This window comes from Marinobacter metalliresistant, assembly GCF_038098645.1.
GTDB classification, from domain to species: Bacteria; Pseudomonadota; Gammaproteobacteria; order Pseudomonadales; family Oleiphilaceae; genus Marinobacter; species Marinobacter metalliresistant.
In genome coordinates this window covers 2,890,541-2,915,664 of the sequence record NZ_CP101118.1, presented here as the reverse complement: position 1 = coordinate 2,915,664, position 25,124 = coordinate 2,890,541, and the positions used below count along the sequence as shown (strand labels likewise).

Annotated in this window: 27 protein-coding genes, 2 pseudogenes and 1 riboswitch; of the genes and pseudogenes, 7 read left to right on the top strand and 22 right to left on the bottom strand. The window is 55.8% G+C overall.

Translation table 11 applies throughout. The annotated features are described in order from the left end of the window. Positions 1–25: 25 nt before the first annotated feature. Positions 26–361, bottom strand: coding sequence for a type II toxin-antitoxin system HicB family antitoxin (locus tag NLK58_RS13610; RefSeq protein WP_117618980.1), 336 nt, complete (start codon positions 359–361; stop codon positions 26–28). Further along, positions 358–612 (bottom strand): type II toxin-antitoxin system HicA family toxin, encoded by a 255-nt coding sequence (locus NLK58_RS13605; protein WP_117618979.1) that lies wholly within the window; start codon positions 610–612, stop codon positions 358–360. The genes NLK58_RS13610 and NLK58_RS13605 overlap by 4 nt, the downstream gene beginning before the upstream one ends. 220 nt (positions 613–832) lie before the next feature. Here NLK58_RS13605 and NLK58_RS13600 point away from each other — a divergent pair. Continuing rightward, positions 833–1,051, top strand: a pseudogene (locus NLK58_RS13600) (IS110 family transposase); the annotation flags it as partial. A gap of 487 nt (positions 1,052–1,538) precedes the next feature. Here the strand turns inward: NLK58_RS13600 and NLK58_RS13595 are convergent. From NLK58_RS13595 to NLK58_RS13580, 4 genes are all read right to left on the bottom strand, one after another. Further along, positions 1,539–1,793 carry a hypothetical protein gene (locus tag NLK58_RS13595; protein ID WP_117618978.1) on the bottom strand — a complete coding sequence of 85 codons (255 nt, stop codon included), beginning with the start codon at positions 1,791–1,793 and terminating at the stop codon, positions 1,539–1,541. Between the two features lie 763 nt (positions 1,794–2,556). Further along, complete coding sequence (locus NLK58_RS13590; protein ID WP_117618977.1) at positions 2,557–2,883, bottom strand: type II toxin-antitoxin system HicB family antitoxin; 327 nt, start codon at positions 2,881–2,883, stop codon at positions 2,557–2,559. 443 nt (positions 2,884–3,326) lie between these two features. Continuing rightward, positions 3,327–3,518: a hypothetical protein gene (locus NLK58_RS13585; RefSeq protein WP_117618777.1), complete on the bottom strand. Its 192-nt coding sequence runs from the start codon at positions 3,516–3,518 to the stop codon at positions 3,327–3,329. A 31-nt stretch (positions 3,519–3,549) separates the two neighbouring features. After that, a complete protein-coding gene (locus NLK58_RS13580; protein ID WP_341580841.1) occupies positions 3,550–4,476 on the bottom strand; it encodes a reverse transcriptase N-terminal domain-containing protein in 927 nt (308 codons plus the stop codon). 490 nt (positions 4,477–4,966) lie between these two features. On the opposite strand from NLK58_RS13580, the gene NLK58_RS13575 reads away from it, so the two are divergent. Continuing rightward, on the top strand, positions 4,967–5,218 hold the full coding sequence (locus NLK58_RS13575) for a type II toxin-antitoxin system Phd/YefM family antitoxin (RefSeq protein WP_117618975.1): 252 nt from the start codon (positions 4,967–4,969) through the stop codon (positions 5,216–5,218). Further along, positions 5,215–5,469: a Txe/YoeB family addiction module toxin gene (locus tag NLK58_RS13570; protein ID WP_117618974.1), complete on the top strand. Its 255-nt coding sequence runs from the start codon at positions 5,215–5,217 to the stop codon at positions 5,467–5,469. The genes NLK58_RS13575 and NLK58_RS13570 overlap by 4 nt, the downstream gene beginning before the upstream one ends. 95 nt (positions 5,470–5,564) lie before the next feature. Here the strand turns inward: NLK58_RS13570 and NLK58_RS13565 are convergent, their stop codons facing one another. The 8 genes from NLK58_RS13565 to ltrA all read right to left on the bottom strand — a co-directional run bounded on the left by NLK58_RS13565 (position 5,565) and on the right by ltrA (position 11,262). After that, positions 5,565–6,290, bottom strand: coding sequence for a group II intron maturase-specific domain-containing protein (locus NLK58_RS13565; RefSeq protein WP_341580990.1), 726 nt, complete (start codon positions 6,288–6,290; stop codon positions 5,565–5,567). Then, positions 6,287–6,988 (bottom strand): VIT family protein, encoded by a 702-nt coding sequence (locus NLK58_RS13560; RefSeq protein WP_341582808.1) that lies wholly within the window; start codon positions 6,986–6,988, stop codon positions 6,287–6,289. Before NLK58_RS13560 ends, NLK58_RS13565 begins: the two co-directional genes overlap by 4 nt. A gap of 154 nt (positions 6,989–7,142) precedes the next feature. Continuing rightward, positions 7,143–7,595 carry a group II intron maturase-specific domain-containing protein gene (locus NLK58_RS13555; RefSeq protein ID WP_341580831.1) on the bottom strand — a complete coding sequence of 151 codons (453 nt, stop codon included), beginning with the start codon at positions 7,593–7,595 and terminating at the stop codon, positions 7,143–7,145. Then, a complete protein-coding gene (locus tag NLK58_RS13550; RefSeq protein WP_341580989.1) occupies positions 7,589–8,245 on the bottom strand; it encodes a reverse transcriptase domain-containing protein in 657 nt (218 codons plus the stop codon). The genes NLK58_RS13555 and NLK58_RS13550 overlap by 7 nt, the downstream gene beginning before the upstream one ends. A gap of 101 nt (positions 8,246–8,346) precedes the next feature. Beyond that, the gene (locus NLK58_RS13545) at positions 8,347–8,652 is read right to left on the bottom strand and encodes a reverse transcriptase N-terminal domain-containing protein (protein ID WP_341580988.1); all 306 of its coding nucleotides are present in this window, start codon (positions 8,650–8,652) and stop codon (positions 8,347–8,349) included. 257 nt (positions 8,653–8,909) lie between these two features. Beyond that, positions 8,910–9,032 (bottom strand): hypothetical protein, encoded by a 123-nt coding sequence (locus NLK58_RS13540; RefSeq protein WP_264756443.1) that lies wholly within the window; start codon positions 9,030–9,032, stop codon positions 8,910–8,912. A 330-nt stretch (positions 9,033–9,362) separates the two neighbouring features. After that, positions 9,363–9,815: a hypothetical protein gene (locus tag NLK58_RS13535; RefSeq protein WP_341580987.1), complete on the bottom strand. Its 453-nt coding sequence runs from the start codon at positions 9,813–9,815 to the stop codon at positions 9,363–9,365. Between the two features lie 106 nt (positions 9,816–9,921). Beyond that, complete coding sequence (ltrA, locus tag NLK58_RS13530) at positions 9,922–11,262, bottom strand: group II intron reverse transcriptase/maturase (RefSeq protein ID WP_341580986.1); 1,341 nt, start codon at positions 11,260–11,262, stop codon at positions 9,922–9,924. 1,099 nt (positions 11,263–12,361) lie between these two features. Here ltrA and NLK58_RS13525 point away from each other — a divergent pair. Then, positions 12,362–13,261 carry a reverse transcriptase domain-containing protein gene (locus NLK58_RS13525; protein WP_341580836.1) on the top strand — a complete coding sequence of 300 codons (900 nt, stop codon included), beginning with the start codon at positions 12,362–12,364 and terminating at the stop codon, positions 13,259–13,261. Between the two features lie 39 nt (positions 13,262–13,300). Then, complete coding sequence (locus NLK58_RS13520) at positions 13,301–13,474, top strand: hypothetical protein (protein WP_341580985.1); 174 nt, start codon at positions 13,301–13,303, stop codon at positions 13,472–13,474. 83 nt (positions 13,475–13,557) lie between these two features. Here NLK58_RS13520 and NLK58_RS13515 read toward each other — a convergent pair whose 3' ends face one another. The 4 genes from NLK58_RS13515 to NLK58_RS13500 all read right to left on the bottom strand — a co-directional run bounded on the left by NLK58_RS13515 (position 13,558) and on the right by NLK58_RS13500 (position 17,093). After that, entirely contained in the window at positions 13,558–13,890 is a 333-nt protein-coding gene (locus NLK58_RS13515; protein WP_117618972.1) for a YnfA family protein, read from the bottom strand. A gap of 129 nt (positions 13,891–14,019) precedes the next feature. Beyond that, on the bottom strand, positions 14,020–14,643 hold the full coding sequence (locus NLK58_RS13510; RefSeq protein WP_162893731.1) for a DUF2931 family protein: 624 nt from the start codon (positions 14,641–14,643) through the stop codon (positions 14,020–14,022). After that, complete coding sequence (locus NLK58_RS13505) at positions 14,633–16,525, bottom strand: phospholipase effector Tle1 domain-containing protein (protein WP_341580984.1); 1,893 nt, start codon at positions 16,523–16,525, stop codon at positions 14,633–14,635. Before NLK58_RS13505 ends, NLK58_RS13510 begins: the two co-directional genes overlap by 11 nt. A gap of 190 nt (positions 16,526–16,715) precedes the next feature. Continuing rightward, positions 16,716–17,093 carry a YkvA family protein gene (locus NLK58_RS13500; RefSeq protein ID WP_227539293.1) on the bottom strand — a complete coding sequence of 126 codons (378 nt, stop codon included), beginning with the start codon at positions 17,091–17,093 and terminating at the stop codon, positions 16,716–16,718. 73 nt (positions 17,094–17,166) lie between these two features. Here NLK58_RS13500 and NLK58_RS13495 point away from each other — a divergent pair. Beyond that, a pseudogene (locus NLK58_RS13495) lies at positions 17,167–17,316 on the top strand (tyrosine-type recombinase/integrase); the annotation flags it as partial. Between the two features lie 30 nt (positions 17,317–17,346). Here NLK58_RS13495 and NLK58_RS13490 read toward each other — a convergent pair. Both NLK58_RS13490 and NLK58_RS13485 read right to left on the bottom strand, forming a co-directional pair. Next, positions 17,347–18,405, bottom strand: a complete 1,059-nt coding sequence (locus NLK58_RS13490; protein WP_117618968.1) for a ribonucleotide-diphosphate reductase subunit beta — start codon at positions 18,403–18,405, stop codon at positions 17,347–17,349. A 104-nt stretch (positions 18,406–18,509) separates the two neighbouring features. Further along, positions 18,510–21,275: a ribonucleoside-diphosphate reductase subunit alpha gene (locus tag NLK58_RS13485; RefSeq protein ID WP_341580983.1), complete on the bottom strand. Its 2,766-nt coding sequence runs from the start codon at positions 21,273–21,275 to the stop codon at positions 18,510–18,512. Positions 21,276–21,416: 141 nt separating this feature from the next. Beyond that, positions 21,417–21,626: riboswitch (cobalamin riboswitch) on the bottom strand. Between the two features lie 227 nt (positions 21,627–21,853). Between NLK58_RS13485 and NLK58_RS13480 the strand changes: the two genes are divergently transcribed. Then, positions 21,854–22,474: a DUF3047 domain-containing protein gene (locus NLK58_RS13480; RefSeq protein WP_341582807.1), complete on the top strand. Its 621-nt coding sequence runs from the start codon at positions 21,854–21,856 to the stop codon at positions 22,472–22,474. Positions 22,475–22,497: 23 nt separating this feature from the next. Here NLK58_RS13480 and NLK58_RS13475 read toward each other — a convergent pair whose 3' ends face one another. Then, the gene (locus tag NLK58_RS13475; RefSeq protein WP_117618966.1) at positions 22,498–23,334 is read right to left on the bottom strand and encodes an ABC transporter substrate-binding protein; all 837 of its coding nucleotides are present in this window, start codon (positions 23,332–23,334) and stop codon (positions 22,498–22,500) included. Positions 23,335–23,654: 320 nt separating this feature from the next. Next, positions 23,655–25,001 carry an ISNCY family transposase gene (locus tag NLK58_RS13470; RefSeq protein ID WP_341580982.1) on the bottom strand — a complete coding sequence of 449 codons (1,347 nt, stop codon included), beginning with the start codon at positions 24,999–25,001 and terminating at the stop codon, positions 23,655–23,657. Positions 25,002–25,124 lie beyond the last annotated feature (123 nt).

Genomic DNA, 25,124 nt, shown 5'->3' with positions numbered 1-25,124 from the left:
CGACCTATCCTTATTTGTTAAGTTTTTATAGGCTCGCTTCTCTATTTAACGCTTCAGATGCCCATTGATTTATACTTTGCCCGCTTAACTCCGCTGCCGTAGCAACAGCTGCGTGAATTTCAGGACGAATGCGTAGCATTAGCTTACCTGAATATGGTTTTTGAGGTGTCTTACCAACTGCATGACATGTTTCTAGGTAATCATTAACAGCTTCTTCAAATGCAGTTTTTAACTCAGAAACTGTTTCTCCATGAAAGCCTACAACGTCTTTTATGCCTGCAATATGCCCGATAAAACACTCATCTTCTGAACTAAACTCTATGCGAGCAGCATAACCCTCATATACCATTGAATTACTCATGGCTCTACTCCTAGTTGTTTGAGAAAGGTTCGTGCATCTCTGACTTGATATGGTTTTGCTTCTTTTTTCGGGTGTGGACGATGAAAACTCGCAATAATTCCATTCTTATGGAACCTTACTCGAGAACCATTGCCTTCTATTACTTCAACTTCCAAAGATACAAAAAGAGATTCAATATCTTTCCACGCTAAAGAGGATGATACCGGATCAGTGTATATAGTTTTCAAAGTGCGCTTTTGTTTTGAATTCATACCGTCATGATATCACATAACGATATCATGGCAATCTATTTCTTGAAACTTAACGCCTGAGTTCAGGGGCGTTTGAGGCGATGACTGTTTTTGCGGCAGCAAAAATGGGCAGCGGGTCAAACGTCCCTTGCAACGATTTGATACTGATTGAGCCTTCTCCCCAGCCCGGCGGTTGCCCGCTAAGCTGGAAGGCGACCAAGCACTACAAGGGAGAAGACTCATGAATTTTTACCATAGCACCCACCGTCATTATTGTGGAATCGATCTGCACGCCCGCAGCCTGTACGTCTGCATCCTCGACCAGCAGGGGGAGGTGTTGCTGCATAAGGAAATCAAAGCCCGCCCGGAACCGCTGTTGGCACTGCTCGAACCCTTTCGCGATGACCTGGTAGTCGGTGTCGAGCGCATGCACTGCTGGTACTGGATCTCGGATCTGTGTGAGGAAATGTTCGGCGACAAATAGGATGACCGGCATGACGTCTAACTGGATCAAACAGGATGATGACTGAAAGCCGGGAGTCCGCTGACTGGTACTCGATACCAAACCGGCCCGGTCTTCTATCACCGCCGTTGAAGCCAGTCGCTTTGATTAGCCACCCCGTGGGCGTGCCTTAATACCATGAGCCAGCGCGCTTACACCGGTCCTGAGCCTGACCCTAACTGGAGCCATGCAGCCCGACACCTTGAATAGTGCCAGTGACCGGTTAACCGATGAATGTCTGGTGCCCCTGACCGACCGAAGGAACGACTGGTCAGGCCGTGGTCCAAAGCCACGTAAGAGAGCCCCTATATGTGTTTGCTGTGAGTGCCTGACAGCCCCCGCGAGACTCGCGAAGCAGGCGTTCTCGCTCATGGGTTTAGGTTGGCCGCTGGTGCGGCCAAAAAAAATGACTATTGCCTATTGATTCCGAGAAGGCTCATATGGGTTATGTGTTTGCACTGCGCCCACCTACAATTGCGAACCAAAAAAACGCTACCCCAGCCAAAACAACCCCCAGCGCGGTGTGATTAGGCTCGATACTCCGAACGTAAAGCAGCGGAGTTGCAGCCATTGCAATCGAAACGAGCACATAGACACCGTAGCGCCACCCTCGGCCGTTACCTAATTTCTTGCGCCATGCATTTAGGAGCAGAGTGCCCGTTGGAATAAAAACAATCATGCCTACTTCGAAAATACCCATGATCCCTCATGACACATAATCGGGATAGGGAGGCGCCTCACGGCGCCCCTCCTCCCACACCACCGGGCATACGGGTCACGTACCACGGCGGTTCGGTTAATTGTTTTGATTCACTACCATGGTGAGCCAACGTCATGAACGTCCATTCAAAACAGCCGAATCGGTAGTGTGCCAACCGGGTTCCAATCACTTGCCAAGCCCACCGCCGCTTCACCAGGTCTGGTGCAATACCGCAGTACCAAGGCAAGGCTTCCTCCTCTTAACCGTTCAGGCCTTCCTGCCGCTATTCACTTCACGATGCAACACCGTGCCGAGTAGGCCGCAGTACTATGCCCTCTGCTGACTTCTGCAACGCGATCAGGGGCAATTGCTCACCCCTCAGTTGATCCCTCAACACGCTACAGACCTCCCGGGGTAAGACACCAGACTTTCATGGCGTAGACGCTGGATTTATAAAGCGCACCCCAGTTGCGGATGGAGGGCTTCGCTGTCACGTGCCAGCTCGCCCCGAGTACGCCACACCTCATATCCAGTTTCTGTTCGTCGCCCCGCCAATTTGCGTTGAGCTTCCTTCAGACCCCACCTCGCGATGACGCCCTTGCTCTTTCGCTAACCTTCGGCTCCGCGAATACCTGGTATCGGGACTTTCACCCGACAAGTCTAGTGCCATGCCCGGCACACACGCCAGCAATAAACGGCGGCCCGACAGGGCCGTCCGGTGGAGGCCGAAGGCCGGAACAAATTTAATGGCCTTGTTACGTGTTTAATGCAAGCGGCTGGCCACCAGCCTATTTAGGCTAACACCAGCCTCCGCAGCTTCTATCGCCAGGTGACGGTGTGTTTCTGGTGGCACACGCACCATAAACTTACCGCTATATTTTTTTGTTGCCATCGGCTCTGGCGCTAACTCCCCATTCTCTTCCATATCGCTGAGGCATTCTTTAACCAGAACTCTAATACCGGATAGCGCTTCTTCCTGAGTTTCAGCAAGCCAGCTAAGGCTAGGGAACTCAGCACACATTGCGACATATTCCTGGTCTTCTTCCGACCAAGTGACGCGGTATGTATAACGATCAACAAACTTAGCCATTTTTCACCTCCAGCCGCTCGGTAGCAGCGAGCACTTGCCGCACCTAATAAGGCTTGGCTTTACCTTTGGCATTTTGGATATTGACTCGTGGATCTCCCTGCCACGGTGTTTTGTAGACACGATGACTGGAACCCGACTGACGAGCTTCTCCAAAGTAGGTCTCGCAGACCTTGCATAAGTCATTGAACCTTATGCTTTTTGGGTTAGCTCGCATTTTAGCGAGGATATCTTCTATATTTGCCATCACTCAATGGTATCAAAAGTGATACTAAACATAAAGAAGATAGTGCTGAGAGGGGGATGAGTTTGACACACCTGGTAGCTAAGGGCCTTGCGGCCCTTCGCCCCATAAGAACTGTACGTGATAGTTTCCCATCATACAGCTCAAGCCCTTTGAAGGCCGCGCAGGCGACCCACCTATTCATATCCAGTAAGGCCTCCCTTCAGGCGGCCAGTTTCTCGTACGACGAACGGTTGAGGAATCGTCGGTCCCGTCGTGCGTTCATCCGCTGCTTTCGGGCTCTCGCTTCGAAGTAGTCTTTGTCCGCCAGGTCATAGGGATTGGCACCACTGCGGATTTTGCTATGATACCGAATCGGCAAGTCCCCGGCCTTGAACAACCGTATGAGCTTCATACCTGACGCGGTCGGGTAATAGCACCCATACTCAATACGACCTTTGAAACGCCCTCGGTAGCGCTTTCTGATCCAATGCCCACGTCTTGGATCGGTGCTCCTGCTGTAACCACTTTTTAACCAGTGGGTAGATCCTGTCATCGACGTAACTCAGGCGTTCTTTCGCTACCACGTGTCGATACGCATAGGCCCAGCCTCTGATGACGGCATTGAGCTTTGCCAGTAAAGCGTGGAAAGGGATGCCACGGTACTTCTTCAGCACACCTCGCACTTTCTCCGGCAACTCCCGGGTTTTGCCGTCTTGCGGCTGGACCAGCAAGGTACTTCGGTATTTCCTGTAGTGAAAGCCCAGGAAGTTGAAGCCTTGCCCAATATGGCGGATGCGATCAAAACAGGCCTTGATATCGGCTTCCAGAATCCACTGTGCAGCGGTTCTTTGGGCCAGTACGATAAAGCCTTGTTTGCAGGCATCGTGCAAGCTACGCCCCTCTCTGAATCCGTAGGAGTGTTGGTCTCCGGTGGTTTCTGCTATGGGTTTGAGCCCCAACGCATAGAGAGCTTGCATCGCCCGGTCGTGAAGGGTGGGTATCCCTAAAGGGCGGCGATCGCCGTTCTTTTTCGGGATGTAGATCCTGCGCAGCGGTTGCGCTTGATAACCGGCTGTCCCTAGTCTTTGCGCCGCGCGCCAGTATTGGCCGGGTGACGTCCAAAGCACCCCGTCAACACCGGCGGTGCGACTTCCTTTATTGGCTATGACTCGTTTGACCGACAGCACTTTCGCGGCAAACGAGCGCGACAACAGATGCTGCAAAGCACGCGCCTTGCCCCACCTTTGTTCGCGAACAGATTGTGCGATACGCACCTGCAGTCGATAAACGCGCTTTTCAACCTCCGGCCAGTCAATCGCCTGCCAGCGTTGTGCATCGCTTGAAGGTGCACTAGCCTGTTCGGCCATCATTTGCCTTCCTTCATAAAATCAATCCCGAAAATTCTCTCGCACCAAAGCACCAAGGGGACGTCTGCACACTTTCGCGTCGGACAAATCCTGAATCCGTATGTCTTCCATTACAGAAGACCCTTCGCTTCTTCCCCCATCTCATCGACGCAGAGTCTCCGGCTCCATCACGGGTTACCTTCTTCCTCCCTGAAGGCTCTACGACATTGCCATGGTTCATTGTCCCCAACGCTTCATACCAAGTCCTTTTCGCATGGTGGGTAGGATACTGGTGGTAGAACACCAGGTTGCACTTCCGACATCCGCTCAGTTACGGAAAAAACATCGGGTTACAACATATATTCATGCAACTTCATGTCGCAAGTAACGCCCGGCTCACGTGCCGGTTTGGAGCCGCGAAGCGGCGGAAAAGCGGTCGCTGTGCAGCCAATTGTTAAATCCTTCTATGTACGGTATTCTGCACAGGAACAACATTCTGTACAGGAGCAGCCTTATGGATGCCATTAGCTACACAGCCGCCAGAACCAATCTAGCAAAAACCATGGAGCAGGTCTGTGAAGACCATTCTCCTGTGGTCATCACCCGAAGCAAGTCGCAATCCGTTGTGATGATCTCCCTTGAGGACTATGAGGCGTTGCAAGAGACCGCATACCTTCTGCGCGCTCCCAAAAACGCCCGTCGTTTGCTGGAATCCGTTGCCGAACTGGAGCAAGGCGGTGGGCAGGAAAAGGAACTTCTTGAATGAAACTTATCTTCTCCGAGAACGCCTGGGAAGACTATCTGTACTGGCAGAAAACCGACAAAAAAATCCTGAACCGAATCAACAAGCTTATCAAGGAGATCAAACGAGAACCATTCGAGGGAGTGGGCAAACCGGAACCCCTCAAACACAGCCTCGCTGGTTACTGGTCCCGCCGAATTAACGAAGAACACCGCATCGTTTACAAGGTCACGGATGACGCTTTGCTCATTGCCCAGCTCCGGTACCACTACTGATTTAATCGGGATAGGGCGAGGCCTCACAGCCCCGCTCCCCCCACACCACCGGGCATACGGATCACGTACCACGGCGGTTCGGTTGATTGAGCTGTTCAGCGATCCACAAGGTCCGGTAACCCCATCGACATAAAATACTGTCGGGGTAAGGCTTGCGCCAATCCCGGACTGCGGCTCAAACGCCACGGACCATGAGCCGACTTAGCCGTATTCCAGGCCAGTCTTACACTCACTCCGCGCTTGCACAACTGGCGGTAGCCGGATCGTCCCCATTGCTTCAGGTGATAGCAACGTAGCTTGCGGCGTACCCACTTTTCCAAGTCCTGGATCGGCGATTTCACTTGCGCAAAACCGTAGTGGCCTTTCCAGCCCCTCAGGTACACCGCCAGCTCGTCGATCACCGTTTGCATGGTTCGGCCCCGCGTTCGCCGGGTGATTTTCCGGACACGATTCTTGAACTGCGTGATCGCATCGTCACTCACCTTACGCCGCTTTTCCCGACCTTGACGGGTGAACGTGAACCCCAGGAACACTCGCTCCCAGGGGCGACCAACCGCGCTCTTGTCCTCGTTTACCGTCAATTTCAATCGGCGACGCATCAGGCGGTCGAGTACAGTCGGAATGCCCAGTTTGCGCACGCCACCTTTGGGCTTCGGTATCTCTACCTGCCGTACCGGCTGAGGCCGGTAGGTGCCTGCCAGTAGCTGAGCGCCAATTCTGGGCCAGTGCTGTTGAACAAAGGCGGCCAGGTCGTAAACGGTCCTGCCGTCTATCCCTGCGCTTCCCTTGTTAGGCGAGAGAATGCACCGCCAGCTAATCATACGGTCACTCCGAAGAGCGCTCCGACCCCAGCCGTCAAAGCCATTGCCAAGGCCCCCCAAAACGTAACCCGAGAGGCTGCCTTAAGAACAGGAGCGCCGCCGACTTTCGCTGCTAATGAGCCTAGTAAGGCAAGGAACACCAGTGAACTGCCGGGGACGACCCACATAAGCAACGATGCCGGAAACAACAGGACGACACATAGGGGAAGGGCCGCACCTACCGAGAATGTGCCTGCCGACGCAAATGCAGCCTGAATTGGACGGGCCGTAGAGACCTCTGAAATTCCAAGTTCATCGCGTGCATGTGCCCCAAGTGCATCCTGCTTCATCAGTTGACTTGCTACGGTGTCTGCGAGCGCCCGGTCTAACCCGCGCCTGACGTAAATCTCGGCAAGCTCCGCATGCTCTTGTTCAGGCGCATCAGCCAGCTCGGCTCTCTCTCTGGCAAGGTCGGCCCCCTCCGTGTCGGCTTGAGAGCTGACTGACACGTACTCACCCGCTGCCATCGACATAGCGCCTGCAACGAGACCAGCAACGCCTGCGACCAATAAAGCCTTGGAGTCCGCCCCGGCTGCTGCCACACCCAGGACCAGGCTCGCAGTAGATACAATCCCGTCGTTTGCACCAAGAACCGCAGCACGAAGCCAGCCGATCCGTTCTGTTTTGTGTCTTTCAGAGTGCCTCACGCGAAGTTCCAAATAAAAAGGTGAGCAGAAGCGCAAACCTGGTAGCTAAGGGCCTTCCGGCCCTTCGCCCCATAAGAACTGTACGTGATAGTTTCCCATCATACAGCTCAAGCCCTTTAAAGGCCGCCCAGGCGACCCACCTATTCACATCCAATAACGCATCCATTCAGGCGGCCAGTTTCTCGTAGGACGAGCTGTTCAAGAAGACTCGGTCCCGGCGCGCGTGCATTCGCTGCCTTGCGGTTCTCGCCTTATAGTAGTCGCTGTCGGCCAGGTCATAAGGATTGGCGTCACTGCGAACTTTGCTGTGATACCGGATCGGTAAGTCTCCAGCCTTGAACAAGCGTATGAGTTTCATGCCCGATGTTGTCGGGTAGTGGCACCCATACTCTATGCGACCCTTGAAGCAACCCCGGTAGCGTTTCCTTATCCATGCCCACGTCTTGGATCGGTGTTCCCGTTGTAGCCACTTTTTCACCAGTGGGTAGATCCTGTCATCGACGTAACTCAGGCGTTGTTTCGCTACCACGTGTCGGTACGCATAGGCCCAGCCCCGGATCACGGCATTGAGTTTGGCCAGCAGAGCATGGAAGGGGATGCCTCGGTATTTCTTTAACACCCTCGCACTTTCGCCAGCACTTCTCCGGTCTTGCCGTCCTCGGGCTGGATCAGCAGGGTTTTCCGGTACTTCTTGAAGTGAAAGCCCAGAAAGTTGAAACCCTGATCAATATGACTTAAACGTGTTTTCTCTACTGACAACTGTAGCCCACGCTCCGCCAGAAAGCGCTCGACCTTGGGCCGGACTTCGTGCTCCAGAATGGCGGGGGTGGTCCCGGTGATGATAAAGTCGTCCGCATATCGAATGATATGCAGTTTGCTGCGCCCCTGACTGCGGGACGCCGGCACAACCAGATCTTCCAGGCCATCCAGTGTCATGTTGCAGAGGGTGGGCGAGATAATGCCACCTTGCGGGGTGCCGTCTTCCGTCTCGTAGCGTGCTTCCTTGTCCAAGTACCCCGATTTAAGCCACTGCCCTAACACCCGCCTGGGCAGCGGGATATGCGTCAACAACCAGTCATGACTGATGCGGTCGAAGCAGGCTTTGATGTCTGCCTCCAGAACCCACTGGGCCGCGGTTTTCTGGGCCAGTATAATGAAGCCCTGTTTGCAAGCATCGTGCAGGCTGCGTTTTTCCCTGAAACCGTAAGAGTGTTTGTCTCCCGTGGTTTCCGCAATGGGGTTAAGCCCAAGAGCATAGAGGGCTTGCATCGCCCGGTCATGAAGGGTGGGTATCCCCAAAGGACGGCGGTCACCGTTCTTTTTCGGGATATAGATCCGGCGCAGTGGTTGCGCCTGATAACCGGCTGTCCTTAGTTGTTGCGCCGCCCGCCAGTATTGCCCGGGAGCGGCCCACCGCTCTCCGTCAACACCTGCCGTGCGGCTTCCTTTGTGGATATGACCCGTCTGACGGCGATCAGCTTTGCCGCAAACGAGCGCGATAGCAGATGTTGCAGGGCTCGCGCCTTACCCCACCGCTGCTCGCGGATAGATTTTGCGATACGCACTTGCAGTCGATACACGCGCTTTTCCATCGCCGGCCAGTCTATGGACTGCCAGCGTTGGGCGTCGGTTGAAGGTGCACTCGCCGTGGCGGCGATCATTTGTCGTTCCTTCATGAAATCGATTCTGTCAGCTCTCTCGCAACAAAGCACCGAGGGGACGTGGGCTCACTTTCGTGCCGGACAAAGTTTGAATCCGTATGCCTCCCATTACAGGAAACCCTTCGCTTTTTCCCCCATCTCATCGACGCAGAGTCACCGGCTCCCTTACGGGTTACCTTCTTCCTCCCTGAAGGCTCTACGACATTGCCATGTTCTGCATAAGCACCTTTACGAGCGACGTAGATGGAATCTGTATCCCGGCAATGCGGTGTCTACGCGCCGCCCACGTTATCAAGGCGACGACCGAGATTGCTTACCTTTTGGTGACTGCCTGTCAGCGCCTTTGGCAGATCTGGCATCTCACGGAACGTCAACGATTCTTCACTTACGTTCATCCTATCGCTCCATCCTAGCCCCCGACCGCCTGGCACTGGCAGTTCCGATTCCCCTCACGGTTCCTCTTAACAGGGTTCATTGTCCCCAACGCTTCATACCAAATCCGTTTCGCATGGTGGGTAGGATACTGGTGGTAGAACACCAGGTTGCGCTTTCGAGTACTTCTCTGTTGGGTGGGCCAATGGTGCGCAGAGCCAACAACTACGAAAATAACTCGAATTACAACATATACTTATGCAACTTCATGTCGCAAATAACGCCCGCAGCATGCGCGCCCATGGAATGGAGCCAAACACGCAATCTAATGGGCGTCGCCGTGCCTGCACTGGTTATGCATTGTTACCCGCAGCACGGATCTTCCGGAATACTTTAGCTATAAAGTCGTTACCTAGAATCAGAGCTACAGACAAAATCAGAACTGCAAACCAACCATAGTTTAGTGAGGCTTGCGAACCCAGCTGAGTCAACAAAACACTCGCAGAGCGAACGAACCAATAAACGCCTATCAAGAACACTCCAGCAGCCACGACACCACTCTCCGGAACTACCGGCCCAGGGACCTCGGGCGAAAGTGCGGCCTTGGCAATTTTTGGGGCTCTAAGCCACAAAATAATGCCGATACCGATGGGCACAGAGACGCCTGCCGCTAAGAACCCAATGTACGGTGAATTTGGCCCGCTGAATGCGTTAGGAACTAAAGCCATGGGGACATAATTCCCCACAGTGCTAAAGACCAAATAGGCCGCAAAAACCTTTATTACGATCTCGATGAGTTCTCTCATAGTCCCTTATGCATAATCGGGATAGGGAGGCACCTCACGATGCCCCTCCCCCCACACCACCGGGCATACGGATCACGTACCACGGCGGTTCGGTTGATTGAGTTGTTCAGCGATCCACAAGGTCCGGTAACCCCATCGACATAAAATACTGTCGGGGTAAGGCTTGCGCCAATCCCGGACTGCGGCTCAAACGCCACGGGCCATGAGCCGACTTGGCCGTATTCCAGGCCAGTCTTACACTCACCCCGCGCTTGCGCAACTGGCGGTAGCCGGATCGTCCCCATTGCTTCAGGTGATAGCAACGTAGCTTGCGGCGTACCCACTTTTCCAAGTCCTGGATCGGCGATTTCACTTGCGCAAAACCGTAGTAGCCTTTCCAGCCCCTCAGGTACACCGCCAGCTCGTCGATCACCGTTTGCATGGTTCGACTCCGCGTTCGCCGGGTGATTTTCCGCACGCGATACTTGAACTGCCGGATCGCGTCTTCGCTCACCTTGCGGCGCTTTTCCCCACCTCTACGAGTGAACGTGAACCCCAGGAACACCCGCTCCCAGGGGCGACCAACAGCACTCTTTTCCTCATTCACCACCAGTTTCAGTCGGCGACGCAAGTAGCCGGTGATGCTCGCCAGTACTCTCTGCCCTGAACGCTGGCTCTTGACGTAGATGTTGCAGTCGTCCGCGTAGCGGACGAACCGGTGGCCACGTCGCTCCAGTTCCTTGTCCAGTTCGTCGAGCAACAGGTTTGCTAATAGCGGTGACAGTGGACCACCCTGTGGGGTGCCTTCCGAAGCCGGAGCCCAGACATCTCCCACCAAAGCGCCTGCCTTGAGGTAGCTGTTGATCAGTTTGAGTACCCGCTCATCCGTGACTCGCCGCTTCACCAACGTCATCAGTTTGTCGTGGTTGACCCGGTCAAAGAACTTTTCCAGATCCATGTCCACGGTCCATCGGTAGCCTTTGTTGATATAACGCTGGGCTTGGTGGATGGCCTGATGGGCGGAACGCCCCGGTCGGAAGCCATAGCTGGAATGGGAGAAGCTTCCGTCCCACTCCGCCTGCAAGACCTGGAGCAACGCCTGTTGGATCAAGCGGTCGAGTACGGTCGGGATGCCCAGTTTGCGCACGCCACCTTTGGGCTTGGGTATCTCTACCTGACGAACCGGCTGGGGCCGGTAGTCGCCCGCCAGTAGCTGTGCCGCGATGCTGGGCCAGTGCTGTTTTACAAAGGCGGTCAGGTCGTCAACGGTCATGCCGTCTATCCCTGCGCTTCCCTTGTTGCGTTTGACCTGACGGAAAGCGCGGCGCAGGTTGTCCCTCTCCAGCACCCGTTCCATCAGTCGATCGTGAACAACCGGAGTGTCTTCCCTGCCGGATCCAGCCACTACTTCACCCCCTGTTTCCAGGGACAGCGTTTGCTCTTTCTCCGGTGCCTTGTGGGGTCTCATCGCGACAGTGACTGCTCTCTTCATTTAAGCCCGGTAAAGGGCACCGTTCGGGCCTTCCCGCCGACATTCACTTCAGGCCATGCCTGCCGAGTAATCCGCGGTACTATGCCTTCTGCTGACTTCTCCTGTGCGGTCGGGGCCAATCACTCAGCCCCCAGCGGTTTTCGGCTGCACGCAGCGTCCCAGCGCAGCTACAGGAGATCTCCCAGGGTAAGACACCAGACTTTCATTGCGTAGATGCTGGATTTATAAAACGCCGGCCACATGCAGATGGAGGGCTTAATGGTCACGTGCCCACTGGCCCCACCGACGTCACACCTCATATCCAGTTCCTGTTCGTCATCCCGCAATTTTGCGTTGGGCTTCCTCCAGACATTCCCTCGCGGGTTTGCCCTTGCCCTTTCGCTAACCTTCGGCTCTGCGAATACCTGGTATCGGGACTTTCACCCGACAAGTCTGGTGCCATGCCTGGCACACACGCGAAGATAAGCGGCGCCCTGTAAAGGGCGTCCGGTGGAGGCCAACGGCCGGAACGAACTTGATCGACTTGTGTACGCCCAGCATGGGCATGAACTAATGGGGTGAAAGTCCCCTGTGGGAAGATCACCGTTTAGCCGGTTTTACCCGATTGAACGCTAACCACTAGCGAATGGCAAGGGCCGATCCGTGAGGGGCGGTCTCCGGAACGCCGGCCGGAAGTAAGCCGCTAGCAAAACTGCGAGCTGATGAACAAGAACATCATATGAGGCGTAGGCTGAAGGCGAGTTGGCACCAGACGACGAAGCCACGTGATCTAACGGCCACCGTAAATGATGCAGCAGTGCAGTGACAGTGCATGCTCTTATCTGGGGCGGTCCGACGCATCGGGATCTGCTCAACGAGCGATCGGTCAATTACCAGTCAGGCCACTGGTCGATCAAGCCTGGGCGCAGCCGTTGCCATCGGCGGTTGCGAGCGAATGAGATGGACACCGATAGCGCCGATGGGGGTAACCCCACCGGTGATTGAGCAGAAGTCAGCAGCGGCCATAGTAGCCAAACGCCCGTCGTAATGGTCGGGACAGGGTGAAGGGCCTAACACCGGAAATAAAGGAGGAGCCTTGACCGACTTGAACGCACGAATGCCGCCCGGCAATGACGTGACTCAGCGTACGGTCACGAAGCCAGCCTTTAGTGAAGATCTACTCGATGCGGTACTGCACCGGGCTAATCTACAACAAGCCTGGAAGCAGGTTCGAGCCAATAAGGGAGCGGCGGGTATCGATGGCATGACCATCGAGGAGTTTCCCGCCTGGGTAAAGGGCGGCCATTGGAGTGTGGCCCAGCAGTCGATTCGCTCGGGCGATTACCAACCAGCGCCGGTGCACCGGGTTGAGATCGACAAACCGGACGGTGGCAAGCGCCAGCTTGGCATCCCGACGGTGACAGACCGGGTGATTCAGCAAGCCATTGCCCAGATCCTGATGCCCCTGTTCGACCCGGGATTCTCAGCGGACAGCTACGGCTTCCGTCCGGGGCGGAACGCGCACCAGGCGGTGCGACGGGTACAAAGCGCTCTCAAGGAAGGGCGACGCTTTACCGTGGATGTGGACCTGTCGAAGTTCTTCGACCGGGTCAATCACGACCTGCTGATGACACACCTGGGCCACAAGGTCCGGGACAAGCGTTTGCTGGGACTGATTGCCCGGTACCTGCGAGCTGGGATTATCGATAACCAGCTCTATCTGGAGAGTCGGGTGGTCAGAACCAATGACAGCAAGTTCCTGGGCTTCACCTTCAAGGGAACCCAGATCCATTGGCACCCGGACACGCTGCGCAAGTTCAAGCAACGTATCCGGGAACTGACGAATCGGAACTGGGGTGTGTCGATGCACTACCAGCTTTTCAAGGTAAGCCAGTACCTTCGGGGCTGGATCAACTACTTCGGCATCGCCACCGGCTACCAACGCTGCTGCGATCTGGATCACTGGATTCGTCGCCGCGTGCGAATGGCCTACTGACGACAGTGGCGCAAACCGCGAACCAAAGTCAGGAGCCTGATGAAGTTGGGTGTGCACGTGCAGGCCGCCGTAGCGTGTGGCATTACCAGTAAAGGTCCCTGGCGTAGCTCCAAGACGCCCGGCATTCAGCAGGAATTATCCAATGACTATCTGAAAGCCGAGGGTCTGGTATCGCTGCGTGATGGATGGATCAAGCTTCACCATTCCCGGTGAAACGCCCTGTGCGGAGCGGCCGGTCCGACGCATCGGTGCAGGGTGTTGTGGGGGCTGGGGGTTAAATACCCCCGGCTACCCGATTATGTAGTGCGCGGCGCAAACATGATGATTGCCATGCCCACTAAAGCGACTGCTGAGCCAACCAAGTCCCAGGCCGTTGGACGGATGCCATCCACTGCCCACAGCCAGAGTATTGCCATGAAAATATAAACGCCACCATACGCAGCATAGACTCTACCCGCAGCGGTCGGATGTAATGACAGCAGCCAAGCAAATGCCGCAAGACTCAGCGCACCTGGTACCAGAAGCCAGATAGTTTTACCTTCGCGAAGCCAGAGATAGGGTAAATAACAGCCAACAATCTCCGCTAAAGCGGTAACGAAGAATAGGCCAATGGTTTTCAACTCAGGCAAAAGAACCTACTCCTTGGCAGTAACACATAACGCCCGCTATCACCGGTGACAAAACCGGAGCGAAGCGGAGGGTTTGGCATCCGGTGCATGGCATTATGTGGGCCTGCCTCGAAGGTCAAAAGCAAACGTTCACCAACCGTCGTATCGTATTCCGTTTTCTTGAAGAAAATCTCCCTGCCTTTCAAGATAACTCTCCGTACGCCTAGTGTAGACCTCGCCTTCTTTTTTGTGATCGTAAGGCGTAGCCTCGTACCGCCCCACTTCAATCGCATTTTCCGCCCCGTTCATGATCCAGACAACCACTGTTCCTCCAGGTGCCAGACCAAATACGAGGTTGTAACGAGGTACCTCAAGAATATTGCCATACCGCTCAAGTTTGGTGATTTGTTTCATTTTATCTTCGATTTCTCGAGCATTCTCTAGTTTGATCAACGCCCGGTAAGATTGCTGTTCTGCAAACGAAAACCACTTGATGAGCACCAGCCCCGGCATTGCCTGCCATTCTGCGTTTTTTCCAGACGGATGTTTCCAACAGCAGGTGATTATGCCGATGGGTGCCCGCCAACCGATTTCACCCGACACAGATTCGAGGATAAAAGTCTCCACCCATGCATCGTAGTGTTGCGGCACCACAACGGAGATACTTCGATAGGAGGGATCCGGGCCATACGTTGGTTCTTCTGATTCAGTGTGATCCGAACACCCCAGAAGCAAAAAAACGCAAAGACTGACGACGAGCGTTTTAATACTCATGGTATTCCCCCTCAATCCATTGCCCTTTATTCGGATGGACGGTTCGGCGGCCATACTCGCCGGGCTTGAAAGGGTATAAGGGGCCAAGAAGCAGGTAATGATCGGAATGGTGAATATATCGCTGTTTCAGTAGTGCTCTGGATTCCGGTGTCATCAACAGCGGACCGCCATGCCAGACATGGGCCGCGAGATTTCTGGCGACGGTTATTAACTCATCAGGAAGAGAAAGTGACGAGTCTTCAGGATCAATCACATCAAAAGGCACACCAGCATCCACCGCCAACTTATGCATCAGGTACAGCGGAATACGGGAGTATTCACCACGAACCTCGCGGTCCAGCCAAAGGCGAAGCGTGATGTCGCCACCAGGCAAACCACGTGAGCGCTCCTGTTCAATTTCAAGTGTGGCGAGTGGGTTAAGTGGCCCAATCCAAGCCTCGTTTTTAATCAGCGCCCGTTCCTGCAACATGCGGGAGAATTCGAAACTGGCTTCGGGATTACGACGGTCCTTTCCTTTGACGACCAGGGGCGGGCGAACTTCAATCCGTTCCCGGAAGCGATCCGGGTAACCGCCGCCAATATCGGAGTGGACACCAGGCAACACCCATTCGCTGAAGTGGTCCGGCAAGCTGCCGGACTCACCCCTGAGGCTGTTGAGTGAGAAGTTGTGCCGACGCTCATCCCTCGCGGCAAACTGAACGACTCGTTCGGCATCCTCCGGCCGTAGGTTGACGTTGATACGTCCGGTTTCTGCATCGTGAGCCGATACGTCCAGATTGCCGAGGTCGGCAATCCCCGCAACAGTATCGAACAGGCCGACAAAACGAACGGTAACTTTCTTGGGCCATGGGATGCCCTGCCGCTCGAATGCTCTGACTAACCTTCCCTTATATTCACCATATAAGGAATCCGTTGTGTCACGAACCTCCCGCCTGACAAAATGCCGCGCAGTCGCCGCGCCACGGCTGAAGCCGAAAACGTCAAGAATCAGTTCATCTATGGGTTCGCTGACATAATCAAAAACGTCAATCGCCAGATTGGCACAGCCTTGATCGATTTTCTTGAGTATCCCTTGTTCGCCAAGGCCGAGTCCCATGCTGGGGCCATCGTCAGCTTCTCCGGACTTTGTACCCACACCGGATACGTAAGATGAAATGCGGTGAACTTGGTCGCGGTCGCCACTCTGGACTTGGCCCTGCTGATACATTCGCTCTAACTTGGAGACATTGGTTTCCGCATTAAGGTAACTGCCCTCCATGATCTGCGACAGTTCGCTGCTGCATTCTTCTTCTGAAATGGCTCCGGCAGCATTGGCCGTCAGACACTCGTCCATCTGCTGCTGATACGTCTGGGTGTTGTCGCGGTTATTGCCAGTGCCGTCGAAAAAGATGCCAGCCTCTACCCGAACCTTGGGGCGATCTTCTTCAGCGGGGGAATCTTCCGGTTCTTCGTCCGGCAAGCCTTCGTCAATCAACGCACCCTTCTGAGCGGCTTTGCGAACAAATTCCTGCGGGTCTTTGTCCAGCAACTTTTTGGCGGCGCGGGTAAGTTGGCCTTTGTCATCCAGTGTGCCAGCCATGGCGAAATCCACAACCGGTGCCGTGTTAGTGGCCACACCCAAAATCACTCGTGGATTACCGCTGACAATGGAACCACCATGATTGGTGGGGCTGCCAAGGTACGCCACAGGCATACCATCAGCCAACGCCAGTGGGTAGCCTTGAGTAATAACGGCACCGCAGCCGGTGACATCGCCCACCCGGGCAATGGGTTTACCTTCAACAAGGATGCTGGAGCCGTTGGGCATGATGGGGGAGGAGCCGTGCCCTTTGATCGGGCAAACGTGTATGTCGCCGACGCAGGCGGCAATCAGATTGCTCATGGTGAGAGTTCCTTTCAGTAAAAAGTAGCTTCCTGGCTACCCGTGATTAAACATTGTCCAAAACCCGTGAGTGTAGCATGGTTGGCACCACATAACGCTTTTGTTCAGCGGCAGCCTTTGCGTAGCGAAGCGGAGAAAAGGCTGTCCGGTGGAGGCCCGCCAGGGCCGTAACGAACTGGAACTATTGGGGTTAGGTGCCAACCATACCCAGTAACCAGTAACCGAAAGCCCAAGCACATAAGAGCCATACAACAATAACTACAGCGGCTGCACCATTGCTGACTGGCTGAGCCGCCACTTCAGCCGCTCTCGTCCGGCTTACCTCTATGACCAATGCTGGCGTCAGCTTGATAACAAGCATGATGCCTAATGGCAACAGAATAACGTCATCCAAATAGCCAAGGACAGGTATAAAGTCTGGAATTAGGTCTATTGGGCTCAAGGCGTATGCTGCGATTGCAAGTGCGAGAAGCTTTACGAATATTGGTGTATCCGGATTCCGCGCAATAAAGTAAACGGTCAACGCATCATGCTTGATGCGTCTTGCGGACTCTTTAAGCTTTCTCATCAACTCCATAAGCACCTAACTCGGCATAATCCGGAATGCGGCATTATGGCGCTTATGCCGAATTCGGCATAACCGGCATACCTTCGCTACCGAATTGCTGAAACGAGGTAACGACATCCGCACGGTGCAGGATTTACTCGGCCATTCGGACTTGCGCACCACGCAAATCTATACCCATGTACTGGGCCAGGGTTTTGCCGGGGTGCGCAGTCCCCTGGGTTAGCCTTTGCGCTAACTCATGGTCAGTGCGTATTCACCACTCCAGTTGTGCCCCGGTCTGGTACTCGATCACCCGAGTCTCGAAGAAGTTCTTCTCCTTGCGCAGGGTGGCCTGTTCATCCAGCCAGGGTGAGACGTTTTGCGCGCCGGGGAACGGCTCTTCCAGGCCCACGGTTCTGGCTCGGCGGTTGGCCACGAAGCGGAACTGCTCGCTGTGGTACTCGGCGGAGTAACCCAGGATGGGGTCGCGCAGGATGTAGTTGGCGTAGGCGGTTTCCGCCGCTTCTGACTCATCCCACATCTCGCGCACGGCTTTGGGATCGAAGGTGATGCTCTCCTCTTCCATAATCTGGTTCACCACTTTCAAGCCGAAGGAGAAGTGCATGGCTTCGTCCCGCAGGATGTACTGCAGCTGCTCACCGGTGCCGCGCATGAGGCCGCGGCGCTGGAGGGCGAAGATGGGACTGAAGCCGTTGTAGAACCAGGTGCCTTCGAACACGGCCGCAAAGAACAGGTAGGACATGATGAATTCCTCCAGGTCATCCTTGTTGCGCAGGTTCATGTCCGGGCGCATGGCGGCGTTCAGCCGGCGGTTGGCAATTTGGATTTTGCCGTTGATGGCGGGCACCACCCGGTAGCGGTTGTAGATCTCGCTCTGGTCCAGGTTCAGGGTTTCGATGCAGTGCTGGTAGGCCCAGGTGTGCATGGCTTCTTCGTACACCTGCCGGGCCTGGTAGATCTGCAGTTCCGGCGCGCTCATCTTTTCCATCACAGCCAGGCCGATGTTGCGCATGGCGAGGATGTCGGAGGTGGTGAGGTAGGCCAGCACGTTCTCGTACACGTGCTTTTCCGGCGCGGTCAGCCGGTGGTGGTAGTCATGGACGTCCTGGGCCATGTTGACGTCCAGCGGCGTCCAGTGGTTCTTGTTGGCGTTCATGAAGTACTCCCAGGCCCAGGGGTACCTGAATGGCGCAAGCTGGTTGATGTCGGTGTTGCCGTTGACGACGCGTTTGTCGTCCACATTCACTGGGGCCGGGGCGTCTGGATTGGCGGCCCTGGTTTCGGTTTTTGGTTCGTCGTCCCAGTTCAGCATTATTCGTTCCTTTTAATTTGATTTGCCACGGACCCACACGGACAAAGACAAAGATGTTTTTTCGTCTGTGTGGGTCCGTGAGTGTCCGTGGCTAAAAAAGTCAGTTACTGACAGGCCTCGCAGTCCGGATTATCGATGCTGCAAACCTGCGGCTGTGGCGCGGATACGGGTGCGATTTTTTCGGCGCCGGTAGCTCCCAGGGAACGCAGGTAGTAGGTGGTTTTCAGGCCCCGTTCCCAGGCCAGTTGGTACAGGGCATCCAGTTTCTTGCCGCTGGGTTCGGCCATGTAGAGGTTCAGGCTCTGAGCCTGGTCCAGCCATTTCTGGCGGCGGGCGGCGGCTTCCACCAGCCAGCGGGCGTCAAGCTCGAACGCAGTGGCGTAGCGGGCTTTCAGTACCGCCGGAATACGGTCGATCTGCTGCACGGAGCCGTCGAAGTATTTCAGGTCGTTGACCATTACGTTGTCCCACAGCCCCTCCGCCTTGAGATCCCGAACCAGTGAGGGATTGACCACCGTGAACTCGCCGGAGAGGTTCGATTTCACGAACAGGTTCTGGTACGCAGGTTCAATAGACTGGGACACGCCCACAATGTTGGAAATGGTCGCCGTAGGGGCAATGGCCATGACGTTGCTGTTGCGCATACCGTGTTGGGCAATCAGTTCCCGCACCGGGGTCCAGTCCAGCCGGGCATTGGTATTAATGGACAGGTCCCCTTCCCTGCGTGCGTTTTTGAGCAGGCTGATGGAGTCGATGGGCAGGATGCCTCGCTGCCAGAGGGAGCCGTCATAGCTGTCGTAAGCGCCGCGCTCACCCGCCAGCGTGGCCGAGGCGCGGATGGCGAAGTAGCTGAGCTGTTCCATGGCGACATCGGCAAACTCCACTGCCTCGGGGCTGGAGTATGGCAGGCCCAGCTGGTAGAGCGCGTCCTGAAAACCCATCAGGCCAAGACCCACCGGGCGGTGCCTGAGGTTGGAATTGCGGGCCTGGGGTACGGCGTAGTAGTTGATGTCGATGACGTTATCGAGCATGCGCACGGCGGTGGTCACGGTGCGCTCCAGTCGCTGCACATCCAGCTCGCCGTTGGCGATGTGGGCGGCCAGGTTCACCGAGCCCAGATTGCACACGGCAATTTCATCAGCGCTGGTGTTCAGGGTGATTTCCGTGCACAGATTGGAGCTATGCACCACGCCCCGGTGCTGCTGGGGTGAACGCAGGTTGCAGGGGTCCTTGAAGGTGATCCAGGGGTGGCCAGTCTCGAACAGTACAGTGAGCATCTTGCGCCACAGTTGTTTGGCCGGGGTCTTCCTGAACAGGTTGATCTTGCCCTGCTCCGCCAGTGCCTCGTAATACTCATAGCGTTCACGGAAAGCATTGCCGTAAAGATCGTGCAGATCGGACACATCGCTGGGGGAGAACAGCGTCCAGTCGCGGTCTTCGCGCATGCGTTCGATCAGCAGGTCCGGTACCCAGTTGGCGGTGTTCATATCGTGGGTGCGGCGGCGTTCATCACCGGTGTTCTTGCGCAGCTCCAGGAATTCCTCAATGTCCAGGTGCCAGCTTTCCAGATAGGCGCACACCGCGCCCTTGCGCTTGCCGCCCTGGTTCACCGCCACGGCGGTGTCGTTCACCACTTTCAGGAAGGGCACCACGCCCTGGCTCTGACCGTTGGTGCCCTTGATGTGAGCGCCCAGCGCCCGCACCGGTGTCCAGTCGTTGCCCAGACCGCCGGCCCATTTGGAGAGCAGGGCGTTGTCGCGGATGGCGCCGTAGATGTCTTCGAGGTCGTCGCCGACAGTCGTCAGGTAGCAGGAAGACAGCTGGGAATGGCGGGTGCCGCTGTTGAACAGCGTCGGTGTGGAAGCCATGTAATCGAAACTGGACAGCAGCTTGTAGAACTCGATGGCGCACGCATTCGGATCGTCTTCACGCAGGGCAAGGCCCATGGCCACCCGCATGAAGAATACCTGCGGCAGCTCAAGCCGGGCCTTGTTCCAGTGCAGGAAATACCGGTCGTACAGGGTTTGCAAACCAAGGAAACCGAACTGCAGGTCCCGCTCCGGTTTCAGGGCCGCGCCCAGGCGCTCCAGATCGTAGGCCGCCAGCGCTTCGTCCAGAAGCTCATAGCGAATACCGGCCTCAATGAATGCCGAGAGTGCCTGCGGGTAGATTTCCGCCAGCGGCCGGCTGATGGGCAGGTTCAGGGCGGCGGCATTCTCCAGTCTCAGCTGTTCCAGCAGCAAACGCGCAGTAACTACGCTGTAATCCGGCTCCTGCTCGATCCGGCTGCGGGCGGTCATGATCAGCGCGGAGAGTACGTCTTCCTCGGCGATGCCGTCATAAAGATTGGTGAGTGCATCGTCCACCAGGGAATCGCCATCAATGCCTTCGAGCCCGGTCGCCGCCTGCTCCACCTGGAGCTTCATCAGGCCAAGATAGAGGGCGGCGATCTCGCCGCTGGTTTTCTTCACGGTCAGGTGCGGGTGGGCCTCCACCGGGGCATGGCGGGCACGCTCGCGGGCGTGCTCTTCCCGATACAGCACATACGCCCTGGCCACTTTCTGTTCCTCGGCCCGCATCAGGGCCAGTTCCACCTGGTCCTGGATGTCTTCGATGTGCACTTTACCGCCGGCTTTCAGGCGCCGGCCAATGGCGTGGATAACCTGTTCGGTGACCCGGTGCACAGCATCGTTAATACGGGCAGAACCGGCGGCTTTGTCCCCTTCCACGGCCAGAAACGCCTTGGTGACGGCGACGCTGATCTTGGACAGATCAAAGCCAACGAGGGTGCCGTTGCGTTTGATGACCTGCAGGGATTGGGTATCGGCGTGTGAGGTTGACCGGGGTTCGGCCGGGGCAGAGGCGGACATGCTTTGTTCTCCTGAATACGCGTTGAGTTCCATAACCTTCGCGTAGGCAGGGGATCTGAGCAGCAGCACCGTAGGATTAGCGAATGCGTAATCCGACCTACGAGCCTGGCCTGGGTCCGATCTGCTCACCTTGAAACGCGAAGGTGCAGTGTTCTCCCAGGCAGGTCTTCGGACTCAGGGGCGTGAATCGTTCGATTCAGCCTTGCGTGGCGACTTCCCGGCTTGCGCCAGTGTCTGTGATGCCACGCTCGTTCCCCAATACCGCTGCGCGTCAGTTCCGGAGTCTCACCGGATTCCCGATACCAGGATGTAGGGATTGATCAGGCGCCAACCATGTTGGTTATGCGATGGTCACTACATATGGTATTTTGCCAAGGATGGAGACACTATATACAGGTAGCTTTTACAGAACAAGGCACTTTCCGGTAAAACATCTGTCTGCCTTCTTACTGTCTGAGCATAGGAAAACCGTCATGCATTTAACCGGGTATTGCAAAACCTGGGCTCTGAGCCTCGTTTGTTTGTTGGCGTTTTCCCAGGCCGGTGCGCAGGAAGCAATCCTGACTCCGTTTTCTGAAATGCAGTCCCTTAACGACGGCTGGGAGCCTCTGGAGTTTCCCAAAATCGACCAGCTCACCCGCTATGAGTTGGTAACAGAGGATGGAGAACAGGTGGTGAAGGCCACCACCAGGGGCGGAGCTTCCGGCCTGATTGCCCGGGTGAATCTGGAACCGTCCGACTCGCTGGTTCTGCAATGGCGCTGGAAAGTCTCAAACGTTTTTGAACAGGGTGATGCCCGGGAAAAGTCGGGGGATGACTACCCCGCCCGAATCTATGTCGCCTTTGAATTTCAGCCTGAGAAGGCCGGCTTTTTCGAACGTGCCAAACGCAAGGCCGTGGAGGTGCTGTTCGGCGAAACCCTGCCGGGCAATGCCCTGAACTACATCTGGGCCAACACCCTGCCGGAGGGGAAGTTCGTACCCAACCCCTACACCGGGAAAACCGTGATGGTCGCCGTCAATTCCGGCTCGGAACAGGTCGGCGAATGGGTCACGATTGAGCGGGATATCGTGGCCGATTATCGAAAGGCCTTTGGCGAGGCACCGCCGCCGGTAGTGGGTATTGCGATCATGTCGGATTCAGACAACACCAACGAAACAGCGACCGCCTGGTACGGTGATATCGTGCTCAATCCCTGATATATCCCTGTGCAAAGGGCCGTTTACCGAAGTTCCTCGGGGAACCCTGGTATCACATAACCTCCGGTAATTTCACGCACCGGGGGCACTTCGCCCTTCTCCACCAGTCGCAGGTAGGCATCATCAAAGTCGTCCCGCAGCAACGCTGCACGGGGATGTGCAAGCGAGAAAATCCACGCGGCATTGCGGGTGCGCACTTCCGATTCCCGGATAACACTATCCGAAGGCTCTGTCAGGATTTCCTGAACCGGTTGCCGGTAATCCAGGAGATAGTCACCCCGCTTGCGCTTCAGCATATCAACGGCCGATCGGTGGTTCGGCGCTTCGGTTACCCGTATGCCACCGTTCTGTTCCAGCCAGGCCAAAAGACCACCGTAGGTGTAGCCGCCAATCACGATCACCCGTTTGCCTTGAAGCAGATCAAAATGATCAAGGGCCGGGGTGCCTTCACGGTACCAGGCACTCAGTTGCACAGCCAACGGGCTGACCCAGCTCTCCAGGACATCGTCCACCAGGCGTGGAACCTCGGTCACACCGGGCCAGACATCGATCCTTCCGTTGCTCAGGTAAAGATACGTGCGACTCAGCGGCAAGTAGACAAATTCCGGCTTGTAGCCCGCCTCAACCGCCACTTTACGGGTAAGTTCGATGAAGCTGCCTGCCGGTGCGCCGTCGTCGGTTTGATAGGTAATGGGCGGAAACTCGACATAAGCCACGCGAAGGGTTTTTGCGCCCGGGCCAGACTGGGCGGTGGCGCTTGTTGATAACAGAGCGGCTACCAACAGGATAACGAGCCGGGCGACATGAAAGAGCCCGGGCGTCAGGAAGACAAACAAGTGAAGTGAAAAGCTGCTGCGCATGGAATCCGGAAATGTCGGGTCTGTTTAAGCAAAGATTAACAGACCCGACCAAATCTACACTGACACTGCCCGCAAAAAAACCGGGAAGATTGTCAAATATAGTTAGTTTCCGTCCATAAACGGCCTGTTTTCAAGGCTACTCGCCCGGCCGGGTCGGTCAAATTGTTTCTCTTGACCCACTTTATCCCGGTCACATCACAACCTGTGGTCTTCCGTCGCCATTTTGACCGCGAATTGGCATTTTTCAGGCACAGGAAAGCCTCGGCCAGAGTGCCGATAAGGCTTTTTGTGAGTGCTCTTGAGTGGCTCGGGCTGAAGCGCTATCTGGCGAGCAGTCGCGAGAACACGGCCAGGTTGTGGGCGACCACAGCCGACCACACGTACGACTTAAAGTGCTCCAGCCCCTTCCAGGTGCAGCGCGACAAACCGTAGGACCGCTTCAGGCAGGAGATGCCCGCTTCGATCCCGGCCCGGAAGTTGCGCAGCTTGCGATAAACCCAGTCGCTCTTCGCCATCTGCTCGACCTTCAGGCCCTTCTTTTTGTGGAAGGCCACATCCTTCACGCCTTTGTCTTTGGCTTGCTGCACGTTGTCTTTGCTGGCATACCCCCCGTCCGCTGCTATTTGCCGGGGCGCACGGCCATAGATCTCGATCTGCCGTTCCAACAGCGGCATAAAGCGTTCGCTATCGGCTGGATTACCTTCCTCGATAACGGCATCAAGAATCAGGCCGCTACGACCGCTCGTCAGGTTCAGCTTGTGCCCATACTGAATATCACGGCTGCCTTTGATAATGATATCGGTGTGCTCCTCGAACAGACTGAAGATCTTCTCGGTGGCAGGAACCTGTTCACCGTTGATGACCCGCCGTTGCGCCTGGTCGATCACTCCCTCGATCAATCCCCGGTAGTGCTTTACCTGCGCTTCCCAGGCGGCGAACGCCGCCTCATCGACGGTCAGTTGGCTTAACCTGCACCAGGCCTTATCCAGGTAAGTGAGACCCTTGCGAGTGACCTTGATCAGATCCCGATACCAATTGGCCTTTTTTTCCTTCCCCCGGGAATACTGGATCTGACAGGCACGCTTTTTGGCCACGCGCCGGTGGTTGCACCAGGTCAGTCGCGTCTGCCCAGCCAGCTCTTGCGCTTGCTCCATCAGCCGCACCTGGGTGCGGACCGAATCCCACAGCAAAGTGCTGTCTGTTGGTTCGTGAACCGGTGTCTCCGTGACCGTGCTATCGACCCGGACCACGCGCCCGCGCTCGATTTTCTGAACGTTGGCATCCCGGACCATCAAACGGTGGATCCGCTCCCAGCTGGCATCGCTAATGGCACTGACCCCTTTCTGTAAAACCGACTTCTTTGGCCTTAACCCGAGAGGCAGCCGTGCAAAGGCCTGAAAGGAATGGGAGTCCTCCAGATGAAAGGCCAGTGCCTCGTAGCTGAGCTGACGATGCTGTTTAAGAATGGCGCTACGCACGATCGACTCGACTGACAACCCTTCACGCCCAGTCTCTTTGATTTCAGCCCGGCACAGCTCTGGCGCAATCCAGTCCAGAATCTCGGGATGCTTATCCAACCAATCGGACATGGCCTTCAGTTCGCGTCCGATCTCGTGCTCTGCGTAAAGATCAAATATACTGCCCTGGACGGTGCGTTTTTGACGCATTGTCACCTCCGCGGATTTTTGGTTGTTCTTTTGTTTCAATGGCTTGCGACAAAGAATACCATTTTCCGCTGGAGGTTTCCCTCTCGGTTACTGAATTTTCCTGTTTAATATCAGCTTTTTATG

Excerpts from the sequence above, each read along its gene's own strand:
- NLK58_RS13595 (WP_117618978.1), bottom strand. The coding sequence starts at position 1,793 with ATGGGTATTTTCGAAGTAGGCATGATTGTTTTTATTCCAACGGGCACT.
- NLK58_RS13535 (WP_341580987.1), bottom strand. The coding sequence starts at position 9,815 with ATGAGAGAACTCATCGAGATCGTAATAAAGGTTTTTGCGGCCTATTTG.
- NLK58_RS13585 (WP_117618777.1), bottom strand. The coding sequence starts at position 3,518 with ATGAAGCTCATACGGTTGTTCAAGGCCGGGGACTTGCCGATTCGGTAT.
- NLK58_RS13485 (WP_341580983.1), bottom strand. The coding sequence starts at position 21,275 with ATGTCCGCCTCTGCCCCGGCCGAACCCCGGTCAACCTCACACGCCGAT.
- NLK58_RS13550 (WP_341580989.1), bottom strand. The coding sequence starts at position 8,245 with ATGCAAGCCCTCTATGCTCTTGGGCTTAACCCCATTGCGGAAACCACG.
- NLK58_RS13545 (WP_341580988.1), bottom strand. The coding sequence starts at position 8,652 with ATGAAGGAACGACAAATGATCGCCGCCACGGCGAGTGCACCTTCAACC.
- NLK58_RS13570 (WP_117618974.1), top strand. The coding sequence starts at position 5,215 with ATGAAACTTATCTTCTCCGAGAACGCCTGGGAAGACTATCTGTACTGG.
- NLK58_RS13480 (WP_341582807.1), top strand. The coding sequence starts at position 21,854 with ATGCAGTCCCTTAACGACGGCTGGGAGCCTCTGGAGTTTCCCAAAATC.
- NLK58_RS13500 (WP_227539293.1), bottom strand. The coding sequence starts at position 17,093 with ATGAGAAAGCTTAAAGAGTCCGCAAGACGCATCAAGCATGATGCGTTG.
- NLK58_RS13475 (WP_117618966.1), bottom strand. The coding sequence starts at position 23,334 with ATGCGCAGCAGCTTTTCACTTCACTTGTTTGTCTTCCTGACGCCCGGG.
- NLK58_RS13505 (WP_341580984.1), bottom strand. The coding sequence starts at position 16,525 with ATGAGCAATCTGATTGCCGCCTGCGTCGGCGACATACACGTTTGCCCG.
- NLK58_RS13470 (WP_341580982.1), bottom strand. The coding sequence starts at position 25,001 with ATGCGTCAAAAACGCACCGTCCAGGGCAGTATATTTGATCTTTACGCA.
- NLK58_RS13575 (WP_117618975.1), top strand. The coding sequence starts at position 4,967 with ATGGATGCCATTAGCTACACAGCCGCCAGAACCAATCTAGCAAAAACC.
- NLK58_RS13510 (WP_162893731.1), bottom strand. The coding sequence starts at position 14,643 with ATGAGTATTAAAACGCTCGTCGTCAGTCTTTGCGTTTTTTTGCTTCTG.
- NLK58_RS13520 (WP_341580985.1), top strand. The coding sequence starts at position 13,301 with ATGAAGTTGGGTGTGCACGTGCAGGCCGCCGTAGCGTGTGGCATTACC.
- NLK58_RS13610 (WP_117618980.1), bottom strand. The coding sequence starts at position 361 with ATGAGTAATTCAATGGTATATGAGGGTTATGCTGCTCGCATAGAGTTT.
- NLK58_RS13565 (WP_341580990.1), bottom strand. The coding sequence starts at position 6,290 with ATGATTAGCTGGCGGTGCATTCTCTCGCCTAACAAGGGAAGCGCAGGG.
- NLK58_RS13605 (WP_117618979.1), bottom strand. The coding sequence starts at position 612 with ATGAATTCAAAACAAAAGCGCACTTTGAAAACTATATACACTGATCCG.
- ltrA (WP_341580986.1), bottom strand. The coding sequence starts at position 11,262 with ATGAGACCCCACAAGGCACCGGAGAAAGAGCAAACGCTGTCCCTGGAA.
- NLK58_RS13490 (WP_117618968.1), bottom strand. The coding sequence starts at position 18,405 with ATGCTGAACTGGGACGACGAACCAAAAACCGAAACCAGGGCCGCCAAT.
- NLK58_RS13580 (WP_341580841.1), bottom strand. The coding sequence starts at position 4,476 with ATGATGGCCGAACAGGCTAGTGCACCTTCAAGCGATGCACAACGCTGG.
- NLK58_RS13540 (WP_264756443.1), bottom strand. The coding sequence starts at position 9,032 with ATGAACGTAAGTGAAGAATCGTTGACGTTCCGTGAGATGCCAGATCTG.
- NLK58_RS13590 (WP_117618977.1), bottom strand. The coding sequence starts at position 2,883 with ATGGCTAAGTTTGTTGATCGTTATACATACCGCGTCACTTGGTCGGAA.